Genomic DNA, 25,662 nt, shown 5'->3' with positions numbered 1-25,662 from the left:
AACAACAAAAATGCCGCATCACCGGATGCCGGTGAGCTTGTGGGTCTGCAGGCTCAGGCGCCATGCGGGGTGCGCCAGGCAGGCGTCGATGCAGGCGGCGGTGTTCTGGCGCTGCAGCAGGCCGTCCATGGGCTGCAGGAAGCGGTGGGTGAACTGGGTGTCCTGCTCCAGCGCCCGCAGGTCGAACCCGGGCTGGGGCCACACGAGTTTCAGCTCCTGTCCGCTGCGCTGGACCCACGGTGCACCGGCCTTGGGGCTGATGCACAGCCAGTCGATGCCCTCGGGCGCTTTCACGGTGCCGTTGCTCTCCACGGCGATGCGGAACTGCTGGGCGTGCAGTGAGTCGATGAGTTCAGCGTCGACCTGCAGCAGGGGCTCGCCACCGGTCAGCACCACCAGCCGGTGGCCTGCGCCGGCAGGCCACTGCGCGGCGATGGTGTCGGCCAGCAGCGTGGCGGTGTCGAACTTGCCGCCCAAAGTGCCGTCGGTGCCCACGAAGTCGGTGTCGCAGAACTGGCAGATGGCCTGCGCGCGGTCCTGCTCGCGGCCCGTCCAGAGGTTGCAGCCCGCAAAGCGGCAGAACACGGCAGGCGTGCCTGCCTGGCCGCCTTCACCTTGCAGGGTGTAGAAAATTTCCTTGACGCTGTAGGTCATCGGGGCACCGGGGGGACGAGGATGGTAGGGGCGGCTGGGGCTGCGATCTCAGGGTAGTCGCGGCTGAAATGCAGGCCCCGGCTTTCGCGGCGCAGCTGCGCGCTTTTCACGATCAGGTCGGCCACCTGCACCAGGTTGCGCAGCTCCAGCAGGTCGCGCGTGATGTGGAAGTGCGCGTAGAACTCCTGGATCTCGCCCTGCAGCATGGCGATGCGGTGCGCGGCGCGCTCCAGGCGCTTGTTGGTGCGCACGATGCCCACGTAGTCCCACATGAAGCGGCGCAGCTCGTCCCAGTTGTGGGAGATGACGACGGACTCGTCTGCGTCGGTCACGCGGCTGTCGTCCCAGGCGGGCACGGCGGGCAGATCGGCGGTGGGGGCCGTGGCAATGGCCTGGGCGGCAGCGCGTGCGAACACCATGCATTCGAGCAGCGAGTTGCTGGCCAGCCGGTTGGCGCCGTGCAGGCCGGTGCAGGCCACCTCGCCCACGGCGTACAGGCCGGGCAGGTCGGTGCGGCCGGCCAGGTCGGTCAGCACTCCGCCGCAAGTGAAGTGGGCCGTGGGCACCACGGGGATGGGCTCTTTGGTGATGTCGATGCCCAGCGCGGCGCAGTGGGCCAGGATGTTCGGAAAGTGTTCCTGCAAGAACGCGGGGCTCTGGTGCGAGATGTCCAGGTGCACGCAATCGAGGCCGTGTTTTTTCATCTCGAAGTCGATGGCGCGTGCCACCACGTCGCGCGGGGCCAGTTCGGCGCGCGGGTCATGGTCCAGCATGAAGCGCGTGCCGCCCGCCGAGGGGGGTAGCAGCAGCCTGCCGCCTTCGCCGCGCACCGCCTCGCTGATGAGGAAGGACTTTTCGTGCGGGTGGTACAGCCCCGTGGGGTGGAACTGGATGAACTCCATGTTCGCCACGCGGCAGCCCGCGCGCCACGCGGCGGCGATGCCGTCGCCCGTGGCGGTGTCGGGGTTGGTGGTGTACAGGTACACCTTGCCCGCGCCGCCCGTGGCCAGGATGGTCTGCGGCGCACGGAAGGTCACCACCTCATCGGTGTCGCTGTCCAGCGCATGCAGGCCGAGGCACCGGTGGCCGGGCAGGCCCAGCTTGCGCGTGGTGATCAGGTCCACCAGCGTGTGCTGCTCGAACAGCGTGATGCCGGGCGTGGCGCGCACCACGTCGATCAGCGTGCGCTGCACGGCCGCGCCGGTGGCGTCGGTCACATGGGCAATGCGGCGCGCGCTGTGGCCGCCTTCGCGCGTGAGGTGCAGCTGGTCGCCTTCGAGCGTGAAGGGCACGCCCAGCTGGCGCAGCCAGGCGATCGATGCGGGTGCGTTTTCCACCACAAAGCGCGTGGTAGCCAGGTCGCACAGGCCTGCGCCGGCCACCAGCGTGTCTTCGATGTGGGCGGCAAAACTGTCGTCATCGGCCAGCACGGCGGCAATGCCACCCTGGGCCCAGCCGCTCGATCCATCCTGCAGCGTGCGCTTGGTGATCACGGCCACGCGGTGCGTGGGGGCCAGGTGCAACGCGGCCGAGAGGCCGGCGAGGCCGCTGCCTACGATGAGAACGTCGAAGTCGTGGGATGCCATGGAAGGTGTCAGTTGCCGTTGAAGTGGGCGCGGCTCCCGGCCGGGGCCACCGTGGAGCCGGCTTTGCCAGGCCACCGGTGGCGTCCCCCTCCCGCGCAGCGAGAAAGGGGGACGCGGCGCAGCCGCTCAGAGGGTGTCATGCCGGTACATAGGCGAGGCGCACGTAGATGGGTGCGAAGGCCTCGGCCTGCGTGATCTCGATCAGCGTCTCCTTGGCCAGCTCCAGCAGGGCGATGAAGGTCACCACCAGCACGGTGCTGCCTTTTTCGGGCTCGAAGAGTTCTTCAAACTCCACGAAGCGGCGGCCCTGCAGCGTCTTGAGCACCATGCTCATGTATTCGCGCACGCTCAGCTCTTCGCGCGTGATCCTGTGGTGCTGCACGAGCTTGGCGCGTTTCAGGATGTCGCGCCAGGCGTCCTGCAGCTCCACCACGTGCACGTCCGGAAAGCGCGGCTGCAGGCTTTGCTCGATGTAGACCTGGGCTTTCAGGAAGTCGCGCCCGTACTGCGGCAACTGCCCCAGGCGGGCGGCGGCCATCTTCATCTGTTCGTATTCGAGCAGGCGGCGCACCAGCTCGGCGCGCGGGTCTTCGGGCTCCTCGCCCTCGGCCTGCTTCTTGGGCGGCAGCAGCATGCGCGACTTGATCTCGATCAGCATCGCCGCCATCAGCAAATACTCGGCCGCCAGCTCCAGGTTGCGGCTGCGGATCTCGTCCACATACGCCAGGTACTGCTTGGTGACCCCCACCATGGGGATGTCGAGGATGTTGAAGTTCTGCTTGCGGATCAGGTACAGCAGCAGATCGAGCGGGCCTTCGAAGGCTTCAAGGAAGACTTCGAGCGCATCGGGCGGGATGTACAGGTCCGTGGGCAGCGCGAACAGCGGCTCGCCATACAGGCGCGCCAGCGCGACCTGATCGACCACGTCGGGCATGCCGCCCGCGTTCAGCGCGGCCGTGCCCGCCGGATCATCGGACGCCTCGGGCACGCGCGCGGTGGTCATGGATATTTGCTATTGAAAATATAGCTATCAGCGCTTATTGATCAAGCGCTGGGGGCCAATTTGATGCCCGGGTCGGCTCAGTCGGCGTTCGTCTGGTAGACGTAGGGCTTTTGCTCGACCTGGGCTTCGCGGTACTCCCCCCAGATCTTGCGGTCCACCTGCTTGTCCCACAGCAGCGCGCGGCCGGCCAGCTGCTGGCTTTCCAGCTCGGGCTTGCTGGCCTTGAGCTGGTTGATGAACTGGGTGGCATCGGATTGGTAATCGGGGCGGCGGAAAATGGACATGGACTGTTAACCTCTTTGCCGTGGATTTTACCGGGACCGACTCATGCCCTTGATATATCGCGCCGCCGCCCTGGCGGCCGCCACTTTTTCGTTGCTGGCGCTTGCCGCCTGCGACCCGCAACGCATCAGCGAACTCAAGGAGGGCGTCTCCACCGAGGCCGACGTGCGCGACCGCTTCGGCGCCCCCGAGAACGTGTGGGACGAGCCCGGCGGCGCGCGCACGTTCGAATACAACCGCCAGCCCGCCGGCCAGGTCAACTACATGATCACCATCGGCGCCGACGGCCGCATGACGGCGCTGCGCCAGGTGCTCACCCCAGAGAACTTCGCGCGCGTGGTGCCCGGCATGCGCATGGACGAGGTGCGCCGCCTGCTGGGCAAGCCCGCCAAGGTCACGCCCTATGAACTGAAGCGGGAAACCCATGCCGACTGGCGCTACCTGGAGGCACCCAACCAGGCCAAGGTGTTCACCGTGGTCCATGGGCCCGACCAGTTCGTGCTGCGCACCCAGACGGGGGCCGACCTGGAGGCGCCGGAGTTCAAGGGCGGCAAGTAGCCGCGCGGCGGGTCACACCGGAAGGTCCTCCAGCCCCTGCGCCGCCAGCCGGGCGGCAAAGCCCGAGCGCTCGATCAGCGAGCGCGGCTGCTCGTGCAGGTGCACCAGGCGCAGCCGTCCGCCGCGCGCGGCCACGGCCTTGAGGATCTGCGCCAGCGCGTCCAGCCCCGTGGTGTCCAGCGCCACCAGCTCGCTGGCGTCCAGCACCACGTCCATGCCGGGCGGGCCGGTCTCCACGGCCTGGAGGATGGGGTCGATCTTGGCGGCGGCGCCGAAGAACAGCGCGCCATGCAGGCGCCAGGTGGCCGTGGGCCGCCCCTGGAACGGGGCGCCTTCGGGCGGCTCCGGCTGGCGCACCACGCGAAAAAGCCCGCTCATGCGCCGCACGAACAGCGCGCAGGCCATGAAGAGGCCCACCTCCACCGCCACCGTGAGGTCGAACACCACGGTGAGGAAGAACGTGCCCAGCATGAGCAGCCGGTAGTGGTTGCTGAAGTGCTTGAGGCGCACGAACTCGTGCCACTCGCCCATGTTCCAGGCCACGTACAACAGGATGCCCGCCAGCACCGCCAGCGGAATGTGCAGCGCCAGCGGGGCGGCCACCAGCACGACCACCAGCAGCGTGAGCGCATGCACCATGCCCGCCACGGGCGAGGTGGCGCCCGCGCGGATGTTGGTGACGGTGCGCGCAATGGTGCCGGTGGCGGGCATGCCGCCGAAGAACGGCACCACCAGATTGGCCAGCCCCTGGGCCACCAGCTCCTGGTTGGGGTCGTGTTTTTTGTGGTGCGGGTCGGTGGCCAGCTGGTCGGCCACGCGGGCGCACAGCAGCGATTCGATGGCGCCCAGCAGCGCGATGGTGAGCGTGGGCGTGACCAGCAGGCGCACCGTGTCCCACGAAAAATCGGGCAGCGCGAACACCGGCAGCGCCTGCGGAATGCCGCCAAACCGCGAGCCGATGGTCTCCACCGGAAACTCCATCGCCCAGGCCAGCAGGCTCAGCGTGACCAGCGCCACGACGGGCGCGGGCACGCGCGCGAAGCTGCGCACGGTGTGGCGCTCCAGCACCTGCATCACGGGCGAGCCCTTCATCATCAGCCTGGGCCAGACGAACAACCCGGCCACGCAGGCCGCGCCCAGCCCGAAGGCATAGGGGTTGAGGCTGTCCGCGTGCCGCGCCAGCGCATCGATCTGCGAGAAGAAATTGCCCGGCATGCGGTCGATGGACAGGCCCAGCCAGTCCTTGACCTGCGACAGCGCGATCAGCACGGCAATGCCGTTGGTGAAGCCGATCACGATGCTCACCGGCACGAAACGCACCAGCGTGCCCAGCCTGAAGAGCCCCAGCAGCACCAGCAGCACGCCCGCGCAGGCGGTGGAGATGAGCAGGTTGGCCACGCCGTAGCGCTCGACGATGCCGTAGACGATGACGATGAATGCGCCCGCTGGTCCGCCGATCTGCACGTTGGTGCCCCCCAGGGCGGAGATCAGGAAGCCCGCGATGATCGCCGTCCACAGCCCCGCCTCGGGCTTGAGGCCGCTGGCGATCGCGAACGCCATGGCCAGCGGCAGCGCCACGATGCCCACCGTCACCCCCGCACCCACGTCGGCCAGCCAGCGGCCCTTGTCGTAGCCGCGCAGCGCATCGAGCAGGCGGGGGTGGAAGGCGAGTGAAAACTGCATGGTGGCGGGCACTTTCTTTTCGGCGGCTCTGCGGCGGCCCAGGGCCCCGGCACCGCCGGGATGCAGCCACCACCGCCATCAACGCGGGGCAGACTTCAGTGTAGTGAGCCGGGTGCGCAGCGCAATGGGGCGAAGCCGGTGCGGTCGCCAAGCACATTGCGTGCCGAATGTGCCCGTTGCCAGGGGCCACGCGGGGGGGCGGGCTGTGGATGGAACTTTAAAATTGATAGCAAACTATTGAATGCCAACCAGCGGTAGCAGCCGGAAATTCTTCGAATTCTGCCCGCTCAGGGATGGACATCGGGCGTGGAGCACGCGCTCCCTGGCATATTGCTTGCTGTTCTTGCACGGCCATCCCGGCCCCCGCTCCGCGCGGATTGATGTGACGCCAGCGTGATCCCCTCCATGACCGACACCCCCGCCAATGACTCCAGCGCCGCTGGCGATGCCCATGCCGACGCCTCCACCCTGCGCCATGGTGCGTTCGAGGATGTACAGGCCCTGTTCGCCGGCACGCTGTTCGTGGCCATGGCGCTCATGCTGTTCAACCAGGCGGGGCTGCTGGTGGGCGGCACGGCGGGCGCGGCGTTTCTGCTGCACTACGTCACGGGCATCTCGTTCGGCAAGCTGTTCTTCGCGGTCAACCTGCCGTTCTACTGGTTTGCCTGGACGCGCATGGGGCGCGAGTTCACGGTCAAGACCTTTGTCTGCGTCGCCCTGCTGTCGCTGCTGACCGAGCTGTTCCCCCATGTGATGCACGTGGACTACCTGAACCCGCTGTTCGCATCCTTGCTGGGCGGGCTGCTGCTGGGCACGGGCTGCCTGTTCCTGGCGCGCCACCGCTCCAGCCTGGGCGGGGCCACCGTGGTGTCGCTGTACCTGCAGGCCCGCTACGGCATGCGCGCGGGCAAGGTGCAGATGATGATCGACGGCACCGTGGTGCTGCTGGCGCTCTTCGTGGTGCCGGTGGACCGCGTGGCGTATTCGGTGCTGGCCGTGCTGGTGATGAGCGGGTTCCTGTGGATCAGCCACCGGCCAGGGCGGTATGTGGGGCATTGAAGGCGGCGCTCAGAACCGGTAAAGCCAGCCCGCCGTCACCGCCGGCTGGCTCGATCTGTTGACCAGCGGGCTGTTCTTGATCGCGCTGGCCAGCCGCGTGCTGCTCACGTCCACGAACATCCACTGCCGCGGCGCCAGCGCGTAGCCCACGCGCAGGCCGGCCTGCAGGTTCACGGCGGAGCTGCCTTCATGGGCCGGGCGGCCTGCGCGGGCCTCCGCGCCTTCCACGCCGTAGTAGTAGTCCACATACTTGCGGTCCTGCCGCTGCACCGACACGCGGGGGGTGATGTCCCACGCACCGAGCTGGAAGCGGCGCTCGGCCTTCAGCGTGAACTGGCGCCCCTTGCTGTGGCCGGAGGCATCGGCCAGCAGCTCGGCCGAAAGCTGCACCGGCCCCGTGTCCCAGCTGGCGGCCGCGCCCAGCCAGAGGCTGCCCTTGCGCTCCTGCATGCCGGTCAGAAAGGGCGAGTCCTTGGCCTCGTAGCCCTCGAAACCGAAGCGCGACCGCAGCCGCAGGCCCACGGGGCCGGCCGGCGGCAGCTTGACATCCACGCCCGGGCCGGCAATGTGGACCCAGCGGTTTTCGTAGGTGAGCAGGGGCAGCGGCTGCGCCTTGTCGTCGAAGTCGCGGTAGGGCTTGCGGTCGGCGCTGACGGCCAGGCCCGCCCCCCAGGTGGAGGTGGGGGCGCCCTGCTGCGCCCAGGCGGCGGGCGCCAGCGCCGCCAGGGTGGCCGCGATGACCGCCGCGCGGCCCCGCAGGGTGTGGTGGGTGGGGGAGGGCAGGCGAGGGCAGTGCGTCATGGGTTCGGGTTCCAGAAAGAAGAAAAAAGAAAAGGGGCGGGCCAGGCCGGGCGTGCCTGCGGGCCGCACGCCGCAGGCAGGGGGCCGGTGCACTGTAGGAATGCTTTCTTAGCGCCGGGTTAGCCCTGCGCCGTCCTGGGTGGGCGCCGCGCTCATGGCGGGCTAAGAATTCCGCGCTACGCTGTGTACCACCCTGAAGGCCCCAAGGAGAACCCTGTTGCGCGCACTGCTGGTGGAAGACGACGACATGATCGGGCGCAGCCTGTCGCATGCGCTCAAGGGGGCGGGCTGGTCCGTGGACTGGGTGCGCAACGGCGAACTGGCCCACAGCGCCCTCGCCGATGGCGACTACAGCTGCGTGCTGCTGGACCTGGGCCTGCCGGGGCTCGACGGCACCGAGGTGCTGCGCCGCGCCCGTGCGCGCGGCGACCTCACGCCGGTGGTGGTGCTTACCGCGCGCGACGGTGTCGAGGACCGCGTGCACGGCCTGGACATCGGTGCCGACGATTACCTGCTCAAACCCTTCGAGGTGGCCGAGCTGCTGGCCCGCATGCGCGCCGTGGTACGCCGGCGCAGCGGCGTGGCCCAGTCGCTGGTGGGCAATGGTGCCCTGCAGCTGGACCTGGCCACGCGCGAGGTGCTGCAGGGCGGCGCCCGCGAGGCCCTCACCGCCCGCGAATTCGCGCTGCTGCATGCGCTGCTGGAGCGCCCCGGCGCCATCCTGTCGCGCGAGCAGCTGGAAAACCGCATCTACGGCTGGGGCGAGGAGGTCAGCAGCAACGCGGTGGACGTGCTCATCCACGGCATGCGCCGCAAGCTCGGGCCCGACGCCATCCGCAACGTGCGCGGCCTGGGCTGGCGGGTGGCGGCGCCATGACGGGGCCGGTGCGCGAGCACGCGGCCCGCTGGTACCGCCCCCGGTCCCTGCGCGGGCAGATCCTGCTGTGGCTCGCGCCCTGGATCCTGGTGGGCGCCGTGGTGGCGGGCTGCGCGTTCTGGGCGAGCTACAGCGCGCTCATCCACACCTTCATGCAGTACCAGATGGAGGTGTTGGCGCGTTCCCATGCAGCCGGCGGGCAGGGGCCGGCGGGCACCAGCGATGGCGGCGACGGCCGGGACGCTGGCCACGGGGTCGAGCCCCTGCCGCTGCTCAGCGATACCAACATCCTGGACTGGGGCGCCTTTGCCGTGCAGGTGTGGTCGGCCGACGGGCGGCTGCTGGCCACGTCCCGGCCCGACACCGGTGTGCCACTGCAGGCCGCGCCAGGGCACGGTCTGCTGCGCACCCACGATGCCTGGGCGCCTGGGTGGCGCGTCTACACCGCGCCAGCGGCCGGGCCGCACCAGCGCCGCGTGCAGGTGCTGCAAAGCGAGAAATTCCTGCAGGAAGAAGTGGCGGTGCGCACGCTGTACGTCATCGTGCCCATGGCGCTGCTGGTACCGGCGCTGCTGTTCACGCTGTGGCTGGTGGTGGGGCGCGCATCGCGCTCGCTGCGCCTGGTGGCCGATGAAGTGGCCCAGCGCGACGACCGCAGCCTGGGCGCCATCCGCATGGACCGCGTGCCCGAGGAGATCGTGCCCCTGGTGGGTTCCTTCAATGCACTGCTGGCGCGCCTGGGCGAGGCCTTTGCCGCGCAGCGCCGCTTTGTGCAGGACGCCGCCCACGAGCTGCGCACGCCCATGGCCGCGATGGCGCTGCAGCTGGAGAACCTGCGCCCCTTCGTGCCTGCGGGCGATGCGCAGCAGCAGTTCGCGCAACTGGACGCGGGCATGCGCCGGGCGCGGCACCTGGTCGGCCAGTTGCTGCGCCTGTCGCGCCAGGAGGCACCGGTGGCTGCGCAGGCATCCGCCGCGCCCGTTGACATCACTGCCTTGCTGCGCGACAGCGTGGGCCAGCTGATGCCGCTGGCGGACCAGCGGCGCATCGACGTGGGTTTTGCCGGAGACGGGCAGGTGGCCGTCCACGCCGCCGCCAGCGAGCTGCGCAGCGTCTTCGACAACCTGCTGGACAACGCCCTGCGCTACACCCCTGAGGGCGGTGCGGTGGAGGTGCGCTTGCACCGGCTGGACAGCGGCGCCGTGGTGGACATCATGGACACCGGCCCGGGCATTCCGCCAGACCTGCTGGAGCGGGTCTTTGATCGCTTCTTCCGCGTGCCCGGCAACGACGCCGACGGCAGCGGGCTGGGCCTGGCCATCACCCGCGCGGCAGCGCTGCGCCAGGGCTTGCGGGTGGAGCTGCGGGCGCGGGACGACGGCGCCGCGGGCCTGCTGGCGCGGGTGCATCTGCCCCCGCCCCAGCCCGCGCCCGCGCCGCTGCTAACACCCGCCTAAGGCGCTGCTAACACGGGGCTCAGACGCAATTTCTAGAGTGGATGGACTTCCATTTCACAGAAAGTTGCCATGTCTCCACGTACTCTCGCCCCCGCCCTGGCTTGGGGTTTGCTCGCGCTGTCGGCCCTGGCCGTCGGCATTGTCTCGTTGCGCTATGCGCTGCCCGGCATGCCCTTCCCGATGGACCTGCCCAGCCTGCAGTCGGCGCCCCGGGCTTTCGTGGTGCACGCGGTCAGCGCATCGCTGGCACTGATGCTGGGCCCGCTGCAATTGATGGCGGCATGGCGCACCCGGTTTCCGGCCCTGCACCGCTGGGTGGGGCGCGGGTATGTGGCGGCGATTGCGGTGGGCTGGCTCTCGTCGCTGCCCCTGGCACTGGATGCGATGACGGGTCCCGTGGCCGTCCTGGGTTTCCTGGCGCTGGGCGTGGCCTGGATCGTGGCGACCGGCATGGGCCTGCTGCGCGCGCTGCAGCGCCGTTTTGCCGAGCACCGGCGCTGGATGGTGCGCAGCTATGCGCTCACGGCGGCAGCCATCACGCTGCGCGTCTACCTGGGGGGCAGCATGGCCCTGGGGGTGGATGAGCAGGTGTCCTACCCCTTCATCGCCTGGCTGTGCTGGGTGCCAAACCTGCTGGGCGCCGAGTGGTACCTGCGGCGACAGGCGCTGCGCGCGGGCCGGCCGCAGCGGTCGCCGCCGCTGGCATCGCTGTGAGCGAACGAGCGGCGGGGCCCGGGAAGGCAACGGCCGGCGCGGCCGTTGCAGTGCTTCAGCGCACCCGCATGCCGGGCGTGGCGCCGGGCCAGGGGTTGAGCACGTAGATGCCGGGGTTGGCCTTCTCGTCGCCATGGCTGGCGGCCAGCACCATGCCTTCGGAGACGCCGAACTTCATCTTGCGCGGCGCGAGGTTGGCCACCATCACCGTGTGCTTGCCGATCAGGTCGGCGGGCTGGTAGGCGCTGGCGATGCCTGAAAAGACATTGCGCGTGCGGCCTTCGCCCACGTCCAGCGTCAGGCGCAGCAGCTTGGTGGAGCCTTCGACCGGCTCGCAATTCACGATCAGCGCGATGCGCAGGTCGATCTTGGTGAAGTCGTCGATGGTGATGGTGGGGGCCAGTTCCTCGCCGCCGGGGGATGCTATTGTTTCAGTAGCTACTGGCGCTTGTTCTGCCTGCGCTGGAGCCTCAAACAATGCTTCCAGCTGCTCGGGGGTCACGCGCTGCATCAGGTGCTGGTAGGGGGTGATCGCCTGCACGTCGCCCGCCACGTCCCACTGCCGCATGTCCACACCCACAAAGCCTTGCACGGCCTGGGCCAGGCCCGGCAGCACGGGCGCCAGGTAGCGCGTGAGCGCGGCGAAGGTGTTGATGAGCACCGAGCAGACCTGGTGCAGCGCCTCGTTGTTGGCCGCGTCCTTGGCCAGGTCCCAGGGCTTGTTCTGGTCCACATAGGCGTTGACCTTGTCGGCCAGCTGCATGATCTCGCGCGTGGCCTTGCTGTACTCGCGGGTTTCGTACATCTGCGCGATGGCGCCGCTGGCACCGCGCACCTCGGCCAGCAGGGACGCGCCCGTGGCGCCGAAGTCGCTGGTGAGCTTGCCGTCGAAGCGCTTGGTCAGGAATCCCGCAGCGCGGCTGGCAATGTTCACGTACTTGCCGATCAGATCGCTGTTCACGCGCAGCATGAAGTCCTCGGCGTTGAAGTCGATGTCTTCGTTGCGCGCGCTGAGCTTGGCCGCCAGGTAGTAGCGCAGCCATTCGGCGTTCATGTTCAGGCTCAGGTACTTGAGCGGGTCCAGGCCGGTGCCACGGCTCTTGCTCATCTTCTCGCCGTTGTTCACGGTGAGAAAGCCATGCACGAACACGTTGTCGGGCGTCTTGCGGCCGCTGAAGTGCAGCATGGCGGGCCAGAACAGCGTGTGGAAGGTGACGATGTCCTTGCCGATGAAGTGGTACTGCTCGGTGTCGGCAGCGGCCATGTATTCGTCGAACGAGCGGGTGTCGCCGTGTTTTGCCTTGGGGCCGCCCTTGTCGAACCAGTTCTTGAGCGAGGCCAGGTAGCCCACGGGGGCGTCGAGCCACACGTAGAAGTATTTGCCCGGCGCGTCGGGGATCTCGATGCCGAAGTAGGGCGCGTCGCGGCTGATGTCCCAGTCGCCCAGGCCTTCGCTGGTCGTGCCGTCCGGATTGGTGCGCACGGTGAACCATTCCTTGATCTTGTTGGCCACCTCGGGCTGCAGCTTGCCGTCCTGCGTCCACTTCTCCAGGAACTCCACGCAGCGCGGGTCCGAGAGCTTGAAAAAGAAATGCTCGGAGTTCTTCAGCTCGGGCTTGGCGCCGGACAAGGCAGAGAACGGGTTGATCAGGTCGGTGGGCGCGTACACCGTGCCGCACACCTCGCAGTTGTCGCCATACTGGTCCTTGGCATGGCACTTGGGGCATTCGCCCTTGATGTAGCGGTCGGGCAGGAACATGTTCTTCTCGGGGTCGAAGAACTGCTCGATGGTGCGCACCTCGATCAGCGAGCCGTCGGCGCGGTCGCGCAGGTCGCGGTAGATCTGGCGGGCCAGCTCGTGGTTCTCTGGCGCGTCGGTGCTGTGCCAGTTGTCGAAGCTGATGTGAAAGCCGTCCAGGTACTGCTTGCGGCCCGCGGCGATGTTGGCCACGAACTGCTGCGGCGTGACGCCCGCCTTCTCGGCGGCGATCATGATGGGCGCGCCATGCGTGTCGTCGGCGCCCACGAAGTTCACCGCGTGGCCCTGCATGCGCTGGAACCGCACCCAGATGTCGGCCTGGATGTATTCCATGATGTGGCCGATGTGGAAGTTGCCGTTGGCGTAGGGCAGGGCGGTGGTGACGAAGAGTTTGCGTGCGGATGACGTCATGAAAAGCGGCTTTCTCGGGCGGAACCCGCGATTTTAGGCGTTTGGCGCCCTGCCTCGCGGCCGCGGGCGCTCCAGCCCCGCGCGCGGGTCGCGCAGGTGCCAGCGAACGGGCCCCGGGCAGGGTGCGCGGGGGCTCGCCGGGCCCACAATGCCTGGCACCGACCACAACGGAGGAACGCCGATGGCAAAGAAGCTGGGGAGGAGACTGGGATGGAGCGCCGCTGGCGCCGTGCTGGTGCTGGCGGCCTACCTGGCATGGTGGCCCGTGCCCATCCGGCCCGTGGCCTGGAGCGCCCCGCCCGCGCCCGGCTACCAGGGCGTGCATGCGCCCAACACGCGGCTGGCCCAGCTGCAGGTGATCGACCTCCACGGCGAGGTCGGCCCCGAGCACATCGCCGTGGGCAGGGACGGCAAGCTCTACACCACGGTGCTCAGCGGCAACATCCTGCGCATGAACCCCGATGGATCGGGCCAGGAGGTCTTTGCCAATACCGGCGGGCGGGTGCTGGGCTTTGACTTCGACGCGGCGGGCCACCTCATCGCGGCCGATGCGGTCAAGGGCCTGCTGTCCATCGCGCCCGATGGCAAGGTCACCGTGCTGGCCGACAAGGTGGGCAGCGATCCCATCCGCTATGCCGACGGCGTGGTGGTGGCCCAAAGCGGCAAGATGTACCTGAGCGACGCCTCCACGCGTTTTGCCCCCAAGGACTGGGGCGGCACCTTCGAGGCCAGCGTGCTCGACATCCTGGAGCAGGCCAGCACGGGCCGGGTGCTGGAGTACGACCCCGCGACTCGCGCCACGCGCGTGGTGGCCCGGGGCCTGAGCTTCGCCAACGGCGTGGCGCTCAGCCAGGACGAAAAGAGCCTGTTCGTCAACGAAACCGGCAAGTACAGGGTATGGAAGATCGCGGTGGACGCGAACGACCTGGACATCAGCCTGCCCGGAGCCCAGGCCAGCGTGCTGCTCGACAACCTGCCCGGCTACCCCGACAACCTGATGCGCGGGATGGACGGCCGCATCTGGCTGGGCTTTGCCAAGCCGCGCGGCGCGGCCATCGACAACATGGCCGGCAAGCCCTGGCTGCGCAGCCTGACACTGCGCCTGCCGCGTGCGCTGTGGCCCATCCCCCAGCCGTACGGCCACGTGATCGCGTTCACCGACGACGGCAAGGTGGTGGCCGACCTGCAGGACCCGGCGGGCGCCTACCCGGAAACCACGGCCATCACCGAGACGGCGGACCGGCTATATGTGCAGAGCCTGCACGCGCACGGCCTGGGCTGGCTGCGCAAGGACGTGCTCAAGGCGCGGTAGCGGACGCCGGGGCGGACCGGCGGCCCTTCAGGCGTGCTCGCGGGTCTGAATGTCCGCGCCGCTGTCGGTCCAGCCGAAAAAGCGGCACACCTCGGCGCGCATGGCCAGCGTGTCGGCCCGGCCCAGGGCCATCAGCTCTTGCGTGTAGCCGGATTCGAACAGCAGGTAGCTGGCCAGCGCCGCGCCGCGCACATCCGCCATGTTGGACGTGACGCCCAGCGCCGCCAGCATGGCGCGCACGGGGGCCGGCAGATCGCCCACGTGGCGCGCGGCCACCGCGTCGAGCCGCTGCGAAGGCGCGATCACCAGCAGTTCGATGGGCCGCAGCGCGCTGTGCGCGCGCACGTCGGGGGGGATCAGCGACAGCGTCTGGTTGACCCGCTGCACCCGCTCCACGTCGACCGCCAGCGCGTCCAGAAAGATGTTGGACAGCGCATGCCCCGCGATCTGCGCGAGCGTGGGGTAGCTGGGCGTGGGGTTGGCCGCGGCGTCGCCCCGGGGCTCGTGCATGCGGCCCGCGCCGATCACCAGGATGCGCTCGGCCCCCAGGTGGATGGCGGGCGCGATCGGGGCCGACTGGCGCATGGAGCCATCGCCGAAGTACTCGGTATGGTCGTCGATCGTGATGCCCTTGGCCGGGAAGATGAACGGAATGGCCGAGGACGCGAGCAGGTGCTCGTGCGTGATGCGGTCGCGCGCGGCCTTGCGCTGCGAGCGCACCCAGGGCTGCACCGGCGCGTTGGATTCGAAGAACGTGACGTGCTCGCCCGAGCTGTAGCTCGATGCCGTGACCGCCAGCGCGGTGAGGTGCCCCTTGCGGATGAGCCGGGGCAGGCGCACCAGGGGCACCATCTTCACCAGCAGTTTCTCCAGGGGCGAGTTGTCCAGCAGCGACCGGGGCCGCATGCGGCGCCACCGCGCCAGCGCCCAGCCCATGGACAGCAGCGTGAGCCAGCGCGCCCCGCTGCGCATCACGGACAGCGAATCGGCGCCATACACCTGGCTGGCATGGAACTGGCGCCACACGCGTGCGATGCGGCGCACCGCGCGGTCGAAGTTGTCGGCCCCGCAGGCCAGCGCCGCCGCGTTGATGGCGCCCGCGGAGGTGCCCGTGATGATGGGAAACGGATTGGGCCCGCCGCCCGCGCCACAGGCATTGCGGATGTCGGCGATCGCCTCCAGCACGCCTACCTGGTAGGCGGCGCGGGCACCGCCGCCGGTCAGCAGCAGGCCGGTGGGACGGGCGGGCGGGGCCGCGGGAGCGGGGGCGCAGGCGTCGGTGGGGGGGCTGATCGATGGCATCGTCGAAGGGGTGGGTGATGTGCCAAGTGTGGAGTCCGCCACCGGTCGCTCCATCTGGGAAAACCCGCATGGCGGGCTGCGGGGCGGGCCGGCGGGGCGTGGATCAGCGCCGGCTGCTCAGCAGCAGGGCCGCCACTGCATCGCCCTGCAGCACGGCGATCCCATGGTCGCGGGCATACAGGCGCGCGTTGTCGCTGACCTGCCCCAGGGCCGCCACATAGATGCCCGCCGGAGCGTCGCTGGCCACCATGGCCGCGTGCAGTTCGCGCAGGGGCTCCACGCCATGGGTGGCGGCCTTCCAGCGCTTGGCGCTCACCAGCGTGGTCTTGCCGCCCAGGGTCAGGCGCATGTCGGCCCCGGCGTTGTTGCCGTTGATCCACTCCACGGTGTAGCCCGCCCGGGTCCAGGCGGATGCCAGGGTGTCGGCAAAGCTGCGCCAGGGCATGCTGCCCACGGCCTCCAGCATGTCGGCCACCTGGGCCGGGTTGGGGGCGCGCAGCTGCTTCCAGGCCGCGATGCAGCCCACCACGAAGATGGGGAAACCCGCGAGCGCTCCCACCACGAAGTACTCCTTGGGCAAGAGGGCGCCCGCCGCCAGGACAATGAGGCCGACCACCACGAAGCTGACCCACCAGGGCGAGCGCAGCAGCATGGCAAACAGGGACTTTTCGGCCATCTTGAATTTCACGGGGGTCCTTTTCTTTCGGTTTTGGGCGCAGGCGGCGGCAACGCGGCGCATTGTCCTTCAGACGCGGAGGGCACGGCGCTTGGATAGACTACCCGCCTCTTCTGGAGATTATTGAATGGCAGTCACCGAACAGGGCCTCTTGGCCGCACTTTCCAGCGTGCTGGACCCCCACACCGGCAAGGATTTCGTCAGCACCCGGGCCCTGCGCAACGTGCAGATCACCAGCGGCGACGTGGCCTTCGACGTGGAACTGGGCTACCCCGCCAAGAGCCTGGTGCCTGAGCTGCGCCGCAGCCTCGTGGCGGCCGCCAAGGGGATTGCCGGGGTGGAGAACGTGTCGGTCAACATCACCACCAAGGTCATCGCGCACGCCGTGCAGCGCGGCGTGCAGCTGTTGCCCCAGGTCAAGAACATCATCGCCGTGGCCTCGGGCAAGGGCGGCGTGGGCAAGAGCACCACGGCCGCCAACCTGGCCCTGGCGCTGGCTGCCGAGGGCGCCAGCGTGGGCGTGCTCGACGCCGACATCTACGGCCCCAGCCAACCCATGATGCTGGGCATCAACCGCCGCCCCGAAAGCGACGATGGCAAGACCATGGAGCCGCTGGAGAACTATGGCGTGCAGGTCATGTCCATCGGCTTCCTGGTGGACCAGGACGAAGCCATGATCTGGCGCGGCCCCATGGCCACCCAGGCGCTGGAGCAGCTGCTGCGCCAGACCAACTGGAAAGACCTCGACTACCTCATCATCGACATGCCGCCCGGTACCGGCGACATCCAGCTCACGCTGAGCCAGCGCGTGCCCATGACCGGCGCCGTGATCGTCACCACCCCGCAGGACATCGCCCTGCTGGATGCCAAGAAGGGCATCAAGATGTTCGAGAAGGTGGGCGTGCCCATCCTGGGCATCGTCGAGAACATGGCCGCCCACGTGTGCAGCAACTGCGGCCATGTGGAGCACATCTTTGGCGCCGACGGCGGCAAGAAGATGGCGGCCGACTACCACATGGACTACCTGGGCGCGCTGCCGCTCGACATGAGCATCCGCCTGCAGGCCGACAGCGGCAAGCCCACCGTGGTGGCCGACCCCGACGGGGACGTGGCCAAGATCTACAAGAAGGTGGCGCGCGACGTGGCGGTGAAGATCGCCCAGCAGGCCAAGGACTTCTCCAACAAGTTCCCCACCATCTCGATCAGCAAGAACACCTGATCTCCGTGGGCTGCCGCACTGTGCCATGAACCTGCTCGCGTCCCTGCGCTACCTCGTGGCGCTGCACGAGCACCGGCACTTCGGCCGGGCGGCGCAGGCCTGCCACATCACGCAACCCGCGCTGTCGAACGCGCTGCGGGCGCTGGAAAAAGAGTTTGGGGTGGTGGTGGTGCGCCGGGGCCGCAGCTTCGAGGGCTTCACGCCCGAGGGGGAGCGTGTGCTGGCCTCGGCCCAGCGCATGCTGCATGAACACCAGGTGCTGCAGCAGGACCTGTTGAGCGATGCCGCCCATCCGCGCGGCACCTTGCGCCTGGGCGCCGTGCCCACGGCCATGCCCATCCTGGCGCGGTTTGCGGCGCAGCTGCAGGCGCGGCACCCCGGCATCGCGCCCGTCGCGCTGTCCATGAGCTCGCAGGCGCTGGAAGCGGGGCTGGAGAGTATTTCCCTGGACCTCGCGCTCGGCTACACCGAGCGCATGCCCGCGCGCGGCGGCCAACTGCGGGCCTGGCCGCAGTACGTGGAGCACTATTTCCTGCTGCGGCGGGCCAGCAGCCCGAAAGGGCACGGCCTGCAGATGGGCGGGCCCGTTGGCTGGGCCGAGGCGGCGCGCCTGCCGCTGTGCCTGCTCACGCCCGAGATGCACAACCGCAGCCTGGTGGATGGCGCCTTCCGCAGCGCGGGGGCCACGGTGCGGCCCGCCATGGAAACCGATTCGGTCCTCACGCTGGCCTTGAGCGTGGTGGCCGGCAACCTGTGCAGCGTGCTGCCGGGCGCGCTGGTGGATGCGGTGCGGGGCCATGACGGGCTGGAGGCGCTGCCCCTCCTGGCGCCCGTGCTCACCACGCCCATCGGCTTCATGTCGCACCGCCAGGTGCAGCCCACCCGCGCGCTCGATGCCGCGCTGGCCTTGGCGCAGGATGCCGACTGGCTGCGCCACGCCACCGCGCACAGCGGATTGCTGGCGGCGTAGCCGCAGGACTCTAGGGCCTTGCCGGGTACGCCCGCGCGGTGCTCGGGACGGCCTGCACCGTGGCTGCCCCGGCCGCCACACGGGATGCCAGGTGATGAAAGCCGGCGCTTCGCCAGCTTCAGCAGCGTGAAACTCATGACGGCGAAGCAGGGGCGCCGCAAGCCGGACCAGCGGAACTAGCGGACCGGTGGCGGGGTGGTGAGGTACCCTTCGCGGCGCATCAGGTCGGCCACCGCCTTCGCGGCCTGCGCCAGCGCCGTCTCTGCGGGCTGCTTGCCTGAAATCACCTCGTGGATGCTCTTGCCCAGTATGTCGGTATTGATGGTGTCCCACTCCGGAATGATGGGCCGCCAGTTGGGGTTGGCATCCCCGATGCTGCGCAGGAGCATCTGGAACTCGGGGTATTTCCTCCCCAGGTCGGGGTCGGCCAGGGTGGACAGCCGGTGGGGCACGCCGCCCAGGTGGCAAACCGACTTGTCCTGCTGCTTGGCGGTGAGCCATTGCATCAGCAGGAATGCGCTGTCCGGGTTCTTCGACTGGGCGGGGATGGCCAGTCCCAGGCCTCCGGTCTGGGACGCATAGCGCGCGCCGCGGGGATGGCGCACATAACTAACCTTGCCATTGATCTTCGAGATCTTCTCGTCGCGGACCGCACCGAAGATGAGGGTCGAGTCCAGGTACATGGAGGCCTGCCCTTGCAGGAACGCATTGAGCATCTCCGTCTGGCCCGCCGCCAGCGCGTTGGGAGGGCCGGTGTCGATGATCTTCTTGAGCAGGTTGGCGGCGCGGACTCCGGCCGAATCATGCAGGCGGGGCTGCCAGTTGTTCTCGAACACGCCGCCATTGAGCGGGTTCAGGTGCAACAGCCAGGCATGCACGCACTGGTGGCCTTCCTTGCCGCGCGAGGCCAGCGACCCCATGGCGGTCTTTTCCCGCAGGAGCGGCAGCAGCTGTTCCAGCTGGAAGTACGACTCGGGCGGCTTCAGGTTGAACTTCTCGAAGATGTCGTGCCGGTAGGCCAGCACCGAGGTCTCGGCTCCATAGGGCAGCCCATAGAGCTTGGCGGCCCCGCCGGCCAGGTAGCCTTTCCATCCCCCGACCAGGCCGATGTTCTCCCGGAATCCCGCGATGATGTCGGGCAGGTCGAAGTCCTCGGGGGTGAGCTGCCGGTTGTTCAGGTAGGGCTCGATATCCCGGATGAGGCGCTTCTTGACGTACTCGCCTTTCCACATCACCACATACGACACGAGGTCGAAGTCGCACTGCGGCTTGGCCATCTCCTCCAGCTGCCTCTTTTTCATCTCCGCGATGGGGAGCTGTTCAAACTCGACCTGAATGCCGGTTTCGCTGGTGAACGTGGGGAACAGTTTCGTGGCGGCGTCGTAGTGGTGGTGCCTGGGGATGCTGATCCTGAGCTTCTGGCCCCGGTAGGGGGCATACCTGTTCCGGGCGCGCGATGCCCCCGGGAAGAAGGCGGGGATGGTGGCGGCGCACAGCGATTGGACGAGCAGTCTGCGTTGCATGGGTTTTTTCCTGTCTCGGGGGGAGCGTCGATCAATCCAGGTCCACGGCGTAGATTCCGGACGAGACGAAGGTCTCTCCCACACGCTGGACAAACGCCTTCTTGACCATGATCTTCTGGGTGACCGGATTCAGGATGTGGTACGGCGCGGACCATCCAGAGCCCCTTTGCGTGGCCAGGTCGCGCGAGTTCCTGACGATCGCCACGCCATTCGCGTCGCGCATGTCGATGAGGACCTTTCCGACGTTGGCGGGATTGGCTCCGTGCGCGAGATTGCGGCCGTTGAAGTCGTAGACCGTGATGTACAGGTCCCGGTCCTTGAACGAGGTGCCGTGCGTGAACTCCCGGTAGGCCTTCTCGGCGCCGATGTCGCGGATCAGGTCCACGGCCCTTCGCACCTGCTCTTCGGCTTCGGACGGGCTCCCGTTGAGCGTGAACACGTTCACCGACCCGACGAGGCGCGCAGCCTGCGCCCGCAGTTGCTGCGAGGCGGAGGCTGTCTGCTCCACCAGGGCCGCGTTCTGTTGCGTGGCCTGGTCAATCAGCTCCACGGACTCGATGACCTTGCCCACGCTCTCGCGCTGCATCTGGCTGGAATGGGCGATCTCCGCCATGATCTGCGTCACCCGCTGGATGGCCTCGGTCATGCCGCCCAGCTGCTGGGCGGCCGTCTGCACCAGGGTCGCGCCGGTTTCGATGCGGGCGTTGCCGCGGGTCAGCAGCGCCTTGATGTCCTTGGCCGCGCTGGCGCTGCGCTGCGCCAGCGCGCGCACCTCGCTGGCGACCACGGCAAAGCCCCGGCCCTGCTCGCCGGCGCGTGCCGCCTCGACGGCCGCGTTCAGGGCGAGGATGTTGGTCTGGAACGCGATCCCGTCAATGAGCGCGATGATGTCGAAGGCCCGCGCGGAGTCCGACGCAATTTCCTGCATGGTCTGCTGCACGGACGCGAAGGCACGGTTGCCGTGATCTCCCGCCAGGGCGGTCTGCTGCGCGATGGCGTTGCCCGCATCCGCCTTCTGCCCCACCAGCAGGGCGCTGCTGGCGAACGCCTCCACCGCGTCCGTGGTGTCCTTCAGCGACAGCGCCTGGCGTTCCGTCCGTGCGGACAGATCGGTGTTCGCCTGGGATATCTCGTCGCTGGCCAGGGCCACCTCCTGCGCGCCCGCCCTGACCTTGGTGACGACCCTGGTCAGGGATTCCTGCATTTCGCGCATGGCCGCCATCAAGGGCGAGAACTCGTCGCGCTGCGCGTCGTGAATCAGGCTCGTCAGGTTGCCGATGCGCACATCGTCCGTGAATTTGCGGGCGACGGCGACGCGCGTGCGCAGCGCGCGGCCAATCCACCATGCCAGGGCCAGGCAGCCCCCCGCCACCACGGCGCTGGTCAGGGCCAGTATCCGCAGCGCGGCGGCCGCGCTTTCCACGACGGGATCGGCGTCTGGCAGCGCCGCGCCGAAATGCGAGATCGCCAGCAGGCAGCGCGCGACCTGCCAGGCCCCGAGGAAGAAGCACGCCACCAGCAGGAGCGCGAAGAGGAGCAGCTTCTGCGAAATGCGCAGTGTCTGGACGAATCTCATGGGGTGGGGCGGTAAGCGGGGGTATGCAGGCCAGGGTGCGTCCCTAGCCCTTGACGGCGCCTGCCGTGAGCCCGGTGATGATCTGGCGGGCCGCCACGAAGGTGAAGATCAGCGGGGGAATGGCGATGAGGCTGCCCATGGCCATGACCCGCCCCCAGTCCACCCCCATGTCGGTGACGAAAAGCGAGGCCGCCACGGGCAGGGTGCGCGAGTGGCGATCGGTGAGCACCAGCGCCAGGATGAACTCGTTCCAGGCGATGCGGAAGGTGAAGATCGAGGCCGCGGCGAGCCCGGGCGCCATGAGCGGAAGCAGCACCTTGGTGAACACGCGCAGGGGGCCGCAGCCGTCGATGGCGGCTGCCTCCTCCAGCTCCACGGGGACCTGCAGCACGAAGCCATAGAGCAGCCAGATCGTGAATGGCAGGTTGACCGCCACGTACAGCAGGATCAGGCCCCACAGGCTGTTGACCAGGTGCCATTCGTTCCAGATCAGGAAGACCGGTATGGCCATGACCGCCAGCGGCACGGTGCGCAGCAGCAAGGTGGTGTAGGCCAGCGCGCGCCGGCCGGGGAAGCGGAACCGCGCGAGGCCGTAGGCCGCCATGCAGCCCAGCACCAGGGTGGCGGCCGTGGAAATGAGCCCGACAAAAAGGCTGTTGTACAGATACCGGTCGAACTTGTCTTCCTGCAGGACGGCCCGGTAGTTCTCCAGGGTGGGGGTGAAGATGAAGTTCAGCGGCTCGGCGAAGATGTCCACCTGCTGGCGCAGGCTGGTGGCGAAGATGACCGCGATGGGGGCGATGCACAGCACGGCCAGGCCGACCAGCATGGCGTAGTGCGCGGTGGCGAGCAGGGGAGAGCGTTTCATGGGCATCTCGCGTTCCCGGTTACTTCTCGTTGTCCAGAGGGTTCGAGATGCGCAGGGCGATCCATGACAGCACGGCCACCACCACGAGCAGCAGCACGGAGATGGCGGCGGCCACGCCCAGCTGCTGGCCCACGAAGGCCGTCTTGTAGATGTGCAGCGCGAGGATTTCGGTGGAGTCGCCCGGGCCGCCGAATGTCAGCACGTAGATCACTTCGAGAACCCGGAAGGCATCCACCAGCCGCATCATCAGCGTGATGGCGATCACGTGCGCGATCATGGGCAGCTTGACGAGGGTGGTCATCTGCCACCAGTTCGCCCCGTCGATCCGCGAGGCCTCGATGACCGCGCTGTCCACGTTCGCCAGGGCGGCCACCATCATGATGAAGACGAAGGGCGTCCACTGCCAGACGTCCGCGATCACGATGGCGGCGAACGCGAGCGTGGGATCCGCCAGCCAGGTCAGGGGCGCGATCCTGAGCAGGCCGAGCACGGCGTTGATGAGCCCGAACTGCGCGTCGAACATGTAGCGCCAGGCCAGGCCCACGGCAATGGGCGCGATCATCATGGGCAGGATGAACAAGGTGCGAAAGACCGCCGTGCCCCGCACCGGCCGCTCCAGCGCCAGTGCCAGCGCGATGCCCAGCAGCATCTCGGCGGTGACGCAGACGCCGGCGAACAGCAGGGTTGTCCAGAGCGACGACCACACCCGGGGATTGCTGAACGCCGCGGCGAATGCATCCAGCCCCACCCAGCGGGCCGCGCTCCAGGGGGTGCCCATGCTCCAGTCGTAGAGCCCCAGCTGGAAGGCCGAGATGACCGGGTAGAGGCACGCTGCCGCCATGATCGCGGCGGCAGGCCCCACGTAGAGGAGCGGAACCCAGGAAGGGGTGCGCATGGCGGGCGCGCCTCAGACTTTGTACCCGGCTTCACGCATGATCTGCATGACCGGGGCCACCAGGTCATTGAGCGCTGCCTCGGCCGTCTTCTTGCCGGTCAGGGCCTCGGAGATGCCGACCCCGAGCGCCTGCACGTTGATCTTGTCCCACACCGCGATGATGGGCCGCCAGTCGGGGTTGGAGTACTTGAGCGCCTCCTTGAAGGTGATGAACTCCGGGTACTGCCGCACGAGGTCGGTGTCGGCCAGCGTGGAGTTGCGGGTGGGCGCGCCGCCCGCCCGGGTGACGGCCTTGTCCTGGGCCTTGGAGGTGAGCCACTGCATGAGCAGGAAGCCCGCATCGGCGTTCTTCGCGTTCTTGGCGATGGCCAGGCCCAGCCCGCCGGACTGGGAGGCGCGGCGCGTTCCCATGGGGTGCAGGGCCCAGCTGACCTTGCCGGCGATGCGGGACTTGGCCGGGTCGTTCACCAGCCCGGCGAGGGAGGTGGAGTCCAGGTACATGGCGGCCTGGCCCTGCAGGAAGGCCGTGTTGCTTTCCCCCTGGCCATACCCCGCGATGCCCGCGGGGCCCGTGGCCACCACTTCCTGCAGGAACTTGAGCGCCTGCACGCCCGCCTTGTCATTGAAGCGCACGCGCCATTGATCGTCGAAGACGCTGCCGCCCAGCGGGTTCAGGTGCAGCAGCCAGGCGTGCACGGCCTGATGGCCCGCCTGGCCCCGGGACGCCAGCGCGCCGATACCCTCCTTGTCCTTGATCACGCGCAGCAACTGCGCGAACTCCGCATAGTTCTCGGGCACCTTGAGGCCGTGCTTGGCAAAGATGTCCTTGCGGTAGGCCAGCACCGAGGTTTCCGCGCCATAGGGCAGACCGTAGAGCTTGGCGCCCGGCCCCGCCAGGTAACCCTTGGGGCCCCCCACGAGCCCCAGGTTTTCGAGATAGACCGGAATGATGTCCTTGATGTCGTAGGCGGGGTCCGCCAGGGCTGGGTTCTGCAGGAACGGGTCGAGCGGCCGGATGAGATTCTTGGCGACGTACTCGCCCTTCCACATCACGACGTAGCAGCCCAGGTCGTAGTCGCCCTGCGGCTTGGCCATCTCCAGCAGCTGCTTTTCCTTCATGCGCCCCATGGCCAGGCGGTCGGTTTCCACCTTGATCCCGGTTTCCCTGGTGAAATCCGGCAGGATCTTCATCATCGCGTCGTAGTGGGGATGGGCCGGCACGCTGAAGGTGACCGTCTGGCCCGCGTACCTGGAATAGCGGCTCTGCGCACGGATTCCGCTCAAGGGCAGGCTGGCACCGAACACCGTGGCACTGGTTTTCGTTACGAAATCGCGTCTTTTCATGGTCTTGTCTCCTGGGTGGGGGTGTCGCGGTGTGTCAGGGGCGCAGGGAGCGCCCCGAGGCGGTGTCGAAAACGTGCATGTCCTGCGGGTCGAAGCTCAGGTCGACCCGCTGGCGCAGCCGGTCCTGCGCGTTGCCCGGCAGCATGGCGGCCACGCGCTGGCCGGAGGGAGTGTTCATGTGTCCCACCACCTGGCTTTCGGTGCCGAGGTACTCCACGACGTCCACCTGCAGGCTGAGCAGGCTCACGCCCGCGTTGGAAGGGTGCAGCGCCTGGGGGCGCAGGCCCAGCGTGAGCGACTGGTCCGCCCGTGGGGCCTGTGCCACCAGCCAGTCCGGCGCGATCCACGCGAAGCCTTCTCCGCGAAGCAGCTTGAGGCCATGTTCCTGGCTGTAGCGGGCCCGGAAGAAATTCATGGTCGGCGTGCCGATGAACCCCGCCACGAACAGGCTGGCCGGGCGTGTGAAGACGTCGGAGGGGGTGCCGATCTGCTGGATCTCCCCCTTGTCGAAGATCACGATGCGCGAGGCGAGCGTCATCGCCTCGACCTGGTCGTGGGTCACATACACCGTGGTCTTTCCCAGGCGCTCGTGCAGGATGGCCAGTTCCGCCCGCATGTGGCCGCGCAGCTTGGCATCCAGGTTGGACAGCGGTTCGTCGAACAGGAAAACCTTGGGTTCCCGCACGATGGCGCGCCCGATGGCCACGCGCTGGCGCTGGCCGCCAGACAGCTCCCTGGGCTTGCGTTCCAGCAGGTGTTCGATGCTCAGGATGCGGGCCGCGGACCTGACCTTCTCGAAGATCTCGGCGTAGGGCCGGCCGGACAGGCGCAGCGCAAAGGACATGTTCTCCGCCACGTTCATGTGGGGGTACAGCGCATAGTTCTGGAACACCATGGCGATGTCGCGGTCCATGGGCGCGGCATGGGTCACATCCCTGTCGCCGATCAGGATCTGCCCCTGCGTCACCTCCTCCAGCCCCGCGATCATCCGCAGCGTCGTGCTTTTCCCGCAGCCCGATTCGCCCAGCAGCACGACGAATTCGCCCTCGTGGATCGCCAGGTCCATCTGCTGGACGACGGTCACCTCGCCGAAACGCTTGACCACGTTGCGTAGCTCCAGTCCTGCCATGGGT

Annotated in this window: 23 protein-coding genes and 1 pseudogene; 8 read left to right on the top strand and 16 right to left on the bottom strand. The window is 68.3% G+C overall.

Annotated elements, in window-relative coordinates; translation table 11 throughout:
* Positions 1 to 18 precede the first annotated feature (18 nt).
* The 4 genes from queE to AC07PV_RS20200 all read right to left on the bottom strand — a co-directional run bounded on the left by queE (position 19) and on the right by AC07PV_RS20200 (position 3,527).
* On the bottom strand, positions 19 to 654 hold the full coding sequence (gene queE / locus AC07PV_RS20215) for a 7-carboxy-7-deazaguanine synthase (protein WP_218339550.1): 636 nt from the start codon (positions 652 to 654) through the stop codon (positions 19 to 21).
* Complete coding sequence (nadB, locus tag AC07PV_RS20210) at positions 651 to 2,240, bottom strand: L-aspartate oxidase (RefSeq protein WP_218339549.1); 1,590 nt, start codon at positions 2,238 to 2,240, stop codon at positions 651 to 653. The genes queE and nadB overlap by 4 nt, the downstream gene beginning before the upstream one ends.
* 136 nt (positions 2,241 to 2,376) lie before the next feature.
* Positions 2,377 to 3,243 (bottom strand): segregation and condensation protein A, encoded by an 867-nt coding sequence (locus AC07PV_RS20205; RefSeq protein WP_218295894.1) that lies wholly within the window; start codon positions 3,241 to 3,243, stop codon positions 2,377 to 2,379.
* A 77-nt stretch (positions 3,244 to 3,320) separates the two neighbouring features.
* Positions 3,321 to 3,527 carry a DUF3460 family protein gene (locus tag AC07PV_RS20200; RefSeq protein WP_218295893.1) on the bottom strand — a complete coding sequence of 69 codons (207 nt, stop codon included), beginning with the start codon at positions 3,525 to 3,527 and terminating at the stop codon, positions 3,321 to 3,323.
* Positions 3,528 to 3,570: 43 nt separating this feature from the next.
* Between AC07PV_RS20200 and AC07PV_RS20195 the strand changes: the two genes are divergently transcribed.
* A complete protein-coding gene (locus tag AC07PV_RS20195; protein WP_218339548.1) occupies positions 3,571 to 4,083 on the top strand; it encodes an outer membrane protein assembly factor BamE in 513 nt (170 codons plus the stop codon).
* Positions 4,084 to 4,095: 12 nt separating this feature from the next.
* Here AC07PV_RS20195 and AC07PV_RS20190 read toward each other — a convergent pair whose 3' ends face one another.
* Entirely contained in the window at positions 4,096 to 5,766 is a 1,671-nt protein-coding gene (locus AC07PV_RS20190) for a SulP family inorganic anion transporter (RefSeq protein ID WP_494631160.1), read from the bottom strand.
* A gap of 405 nt (positions 5,767 to 6,171) precedes the next feature.
* Between AC07PV_RS20190 and AC07PV_RS20185 the strand changes: the two genes are divergently transcribed.
* Positions 6,172 to 6,825, top strand: a complete 654-nt coding sequence (locus AC07PV_RS20185; protein WP_218295890.1) for a YitT family protein — start codon at positions 6,172 to 6,174, stop codon at positions 6,823 to 6,825.
* A 9-nt stretch (positions 6,826 to 6,834) separates the two neighbouring features.
* Here AC07PV_RS20185 and AC07PV_RS20180 read toward each other — a convergent pair whose 3' ends face one another.
* On the bottom strand, positions 6,835 to 7,626 hold the full coding sequence (locus tag AC07PV_RS20180; protein ID WP_494631159.1) for a MipA/OmpV family protein: 792 nt from the start codon (positions 7,624 to 7,626) through the stop codon (positions 6,835 to 6,837).
* A 217-nt stretch (positions 7,627 to 7,843) separates the two neighbouring features.
* Between AC07PV_RS20180 and AC07PV_RS20175 the strand changes: the two genes are divergently transcribed.
* The 3 genes from AC07PV_RS20175 to AC07PV_RS20165 all read left to right on the top strand — a co-directional run bounded on the left by AC07PV_RS20175 (position 7,844) and on the right by AC07PV_RS20165 (position 10,674).
* On the top strand, positions 7,844 to 8,503 hold the full coding sequence (locus AC07PV_RS20175) for a response regulator (protein ID WP_218339545.1): 660 nt from the start codon (positions 7,844 to 7,846) through the stop codon (positions 8,501 to 8,503).
* Entirely contained in the window at positions 8,500 to 9,960 is a 1,461-nt protein-coding gene (locus AC07PV_RS20170; protein WP_494631158.1) for a sensor histidine kinase, read from the top strand. The genes AC07PV_RS20175 and AC07PV_RS20170 overlap by 4 nt, the downstream gene beginning before the upstream one ends.
* Before the next feature lie 69 nt (positions 9,961 to 10,029).
* Positions 10,030 to 10,674, top strand: coding sequence for a DUF2306 domain-containing protein (locus AC07PV_RS20165; RefSeq protein ID WP_218295886.1), 645 nt, complete (start codon positions 10,030 to 10,032; stop codon positions 10,672 to 10,674).
* Between the two features lie 55 nt (positions 10,675 to 10,729).
* Here AC07PV_RS20165 and metG read toward each other — a convergent pair whose 3' ends face one another.
* Positions 10,730 to 12,844, bottom strand: a complete 2,115-nt coding sequence (gene metG, locus AC07PV_RS20160; protein WP_494631157.1) for a methionine--tRNA ligase — start codon at positions 12,842 to 12,844, stop codon at positions 10,730 to 10,732.
* Between the two features lie 181 nt (positions 12,845 to 13,025).
* Here metG and AC07PV_RS20155 point away from each other — a divergent pair, with 181 nt between their 5' ends.
* On the top strand, positions 13,026 to 14,156 hold the full coding sequence (locus AC07PV_RS20155) for an SMP-30/gluconolactonase/LRE family protein (protein WP_494631156.1): 1,131 nt from the start codon (positions 13,026 to 13,028) through the stop codon (positions 14,154 to 14,156).
* A 27-nt stretch (positions 14,157 to 14,183) separates the two neighbouring features.
* Here AC07PV_RS20155 and AC07PV_RS20150 read toward each other — a convergent pair whose 3' ends face one another.
* Both AC07PV_RS20150 and AC07PV_RS20145 read right to left on the bottom strand, forming a co-directional pair.
* Entirely contained in the window at positions 14,184 to 15,458 is a 1,275-nt protein-coding gene (locus AC07PV_RS20150; RefSeq protein ID WP_218295883.1) for a patatin-like phospholipase family protein, read from the bottom strand.
* Positions 15,459 to 15,561: 103 nt separating this feature from the next.
* Positions 15,562 to 16,146, bottom strand: coding sequence for a restriction endonuclease (locus tag AC07PV_RS20145; RefSeq protein ID WP_494631155.1), 585 nt, complete (start codon positions 16,144 to 16,146; stop codon positions 15,562 to 15,564).
* Positions 16,147 to 16,261: 115 nt separating this feature from the next.
* Here AC07PV_RS20145 and apbC point away from each other — a divergent pair, with 115 nt between their 5' ends.
* Together apbC and AC07PV_RS20135 are read left to right on the top strand one after the other, a co-directional pair.
* Positions 16,262 to 17,353, top strand: a complete 1,092-nt coding sequence (gene apbC, locus AC07PV_RS20140) for an iron-sulfur cluster carrier protein ApbC (RefSeq protein ID WP_218295882.1) — start codon at positions 16,262 to 16,264, stop codon at positions 17,351 to 17,353.
* Positions 17,354 to 17,378: 25 nt separating this feature from the next.
* The gene (locus AC07PV_RS20135; protein WP_369643166.1) at positions 17,379 to 18,323 is read left to right on the top strand and encodes a LysR substrate-binding domain-containing protein; all 945 of its coding nucleotides are present in this window, start codon (positions 17,379 to 17,381) and stop codon (positions 18,321 to 18,323) included.
* A 176-nt stretch (positions 18,324 to 18,499) separates the two neighbouring features.
* On the opposite strand, the gene AC07PV_RS20130 is transcribed toward AC07PV_RS20135, so the two are convergent.
* From AC07PV_RS20130 to AC07PV_RS20100, 7 genes and pseudogenes are all read right to left on the bottom strand, one after another.
* Positions 18,500 to 19,846, bottom strand: a complete 1,347-nt coding sequence (locus AC07PV_RS20130; protein ID WP_218339539.1) for an ABC transporter substrate-binding protein — start codon at positions 19,844 to 19,846, stop codon at positions 18,500 to 18,502.
* Between the two features lie 31 nt (positions 19,847 to 19,877).
* Positions 19,878 to 20,432, bottom strand: a complete 555-nt coding sequence (locus tag AC07PV_RS20125; protein WP_370627781.1) for a cache domain-containing protein — start codon at positions 20,430 to 20,432, stop codon at positions 19,878 to 19,880.
* Between the two features lie 3 nt (positions 20,433 to 20,435).
* Positions 20,436 to 21,050, bottom strand: a pseudogene (locus AC07PV_RS20120) (methyl-accepting chemotaxis protein); the annotation flags it as partial.
* A 415-nt stretch (positions 21,051 to 21,465) separates the two neighbouring features.
* Positions 21,466 to 22,290, bottom strand: a complete 825-nt coding sequence (locus tag AC07PV_RS20115) for a carbohydrate ABC transporter permease (protein ID WP_218295878.1) — start codon at positions 22,288 to 22,290, stop codon at positions 21,466 to 21,468.
* A 19-nt stretch (positions 22,291 to 22,309) separates the two neighbouring features.
* Positions 22,310 to 23,185 (bottom strand): carbohydrate ABC transporter permease, encoded by an 876-nt coding sequence (locus AC07PV_RS20110; protein WP_218339537.1) that lies wholly within the window; start codon positions 23,183 to 23,185, stop codon positions 22,310 to 22,312.
* 12 nt (positions 23,186 to 23,197) lie between these two features.
* On the bottom strand, positions 23,198 to 24,529 hold the full coding sequence (locus tag AC07PV_RS20105) for an ABC transporter substrate-binding protein (RefSeq protein ID WP_369643164.1): 1,332 nt from the start codon (positions 24,527 to 24,529) through the stop codon (positions 23,198 to 23,200).
* A gap of 34 nt (positions 24,530 to 24,563) precedes the next feature.
* Entirely contained in the window at positions 24,564 to 25,658 is a 1,095-nt protein-coding gene (locus AC07PV_RS20100) for an ABC transporter ATP-binding protein (RefSeq protein ID WP_218295875.1), read from the bottom strand.
* Positions 25,659 to 25,662: the final 4 nt, after the last annotated feature.

The sequence above is a fragment of the Acidovorax sp. GW821-FHT09A11 genome (assembly GCF_059418365.1).
This window is presented reverse-complemented; position numbering and strand designations above follow the sequence as displayed.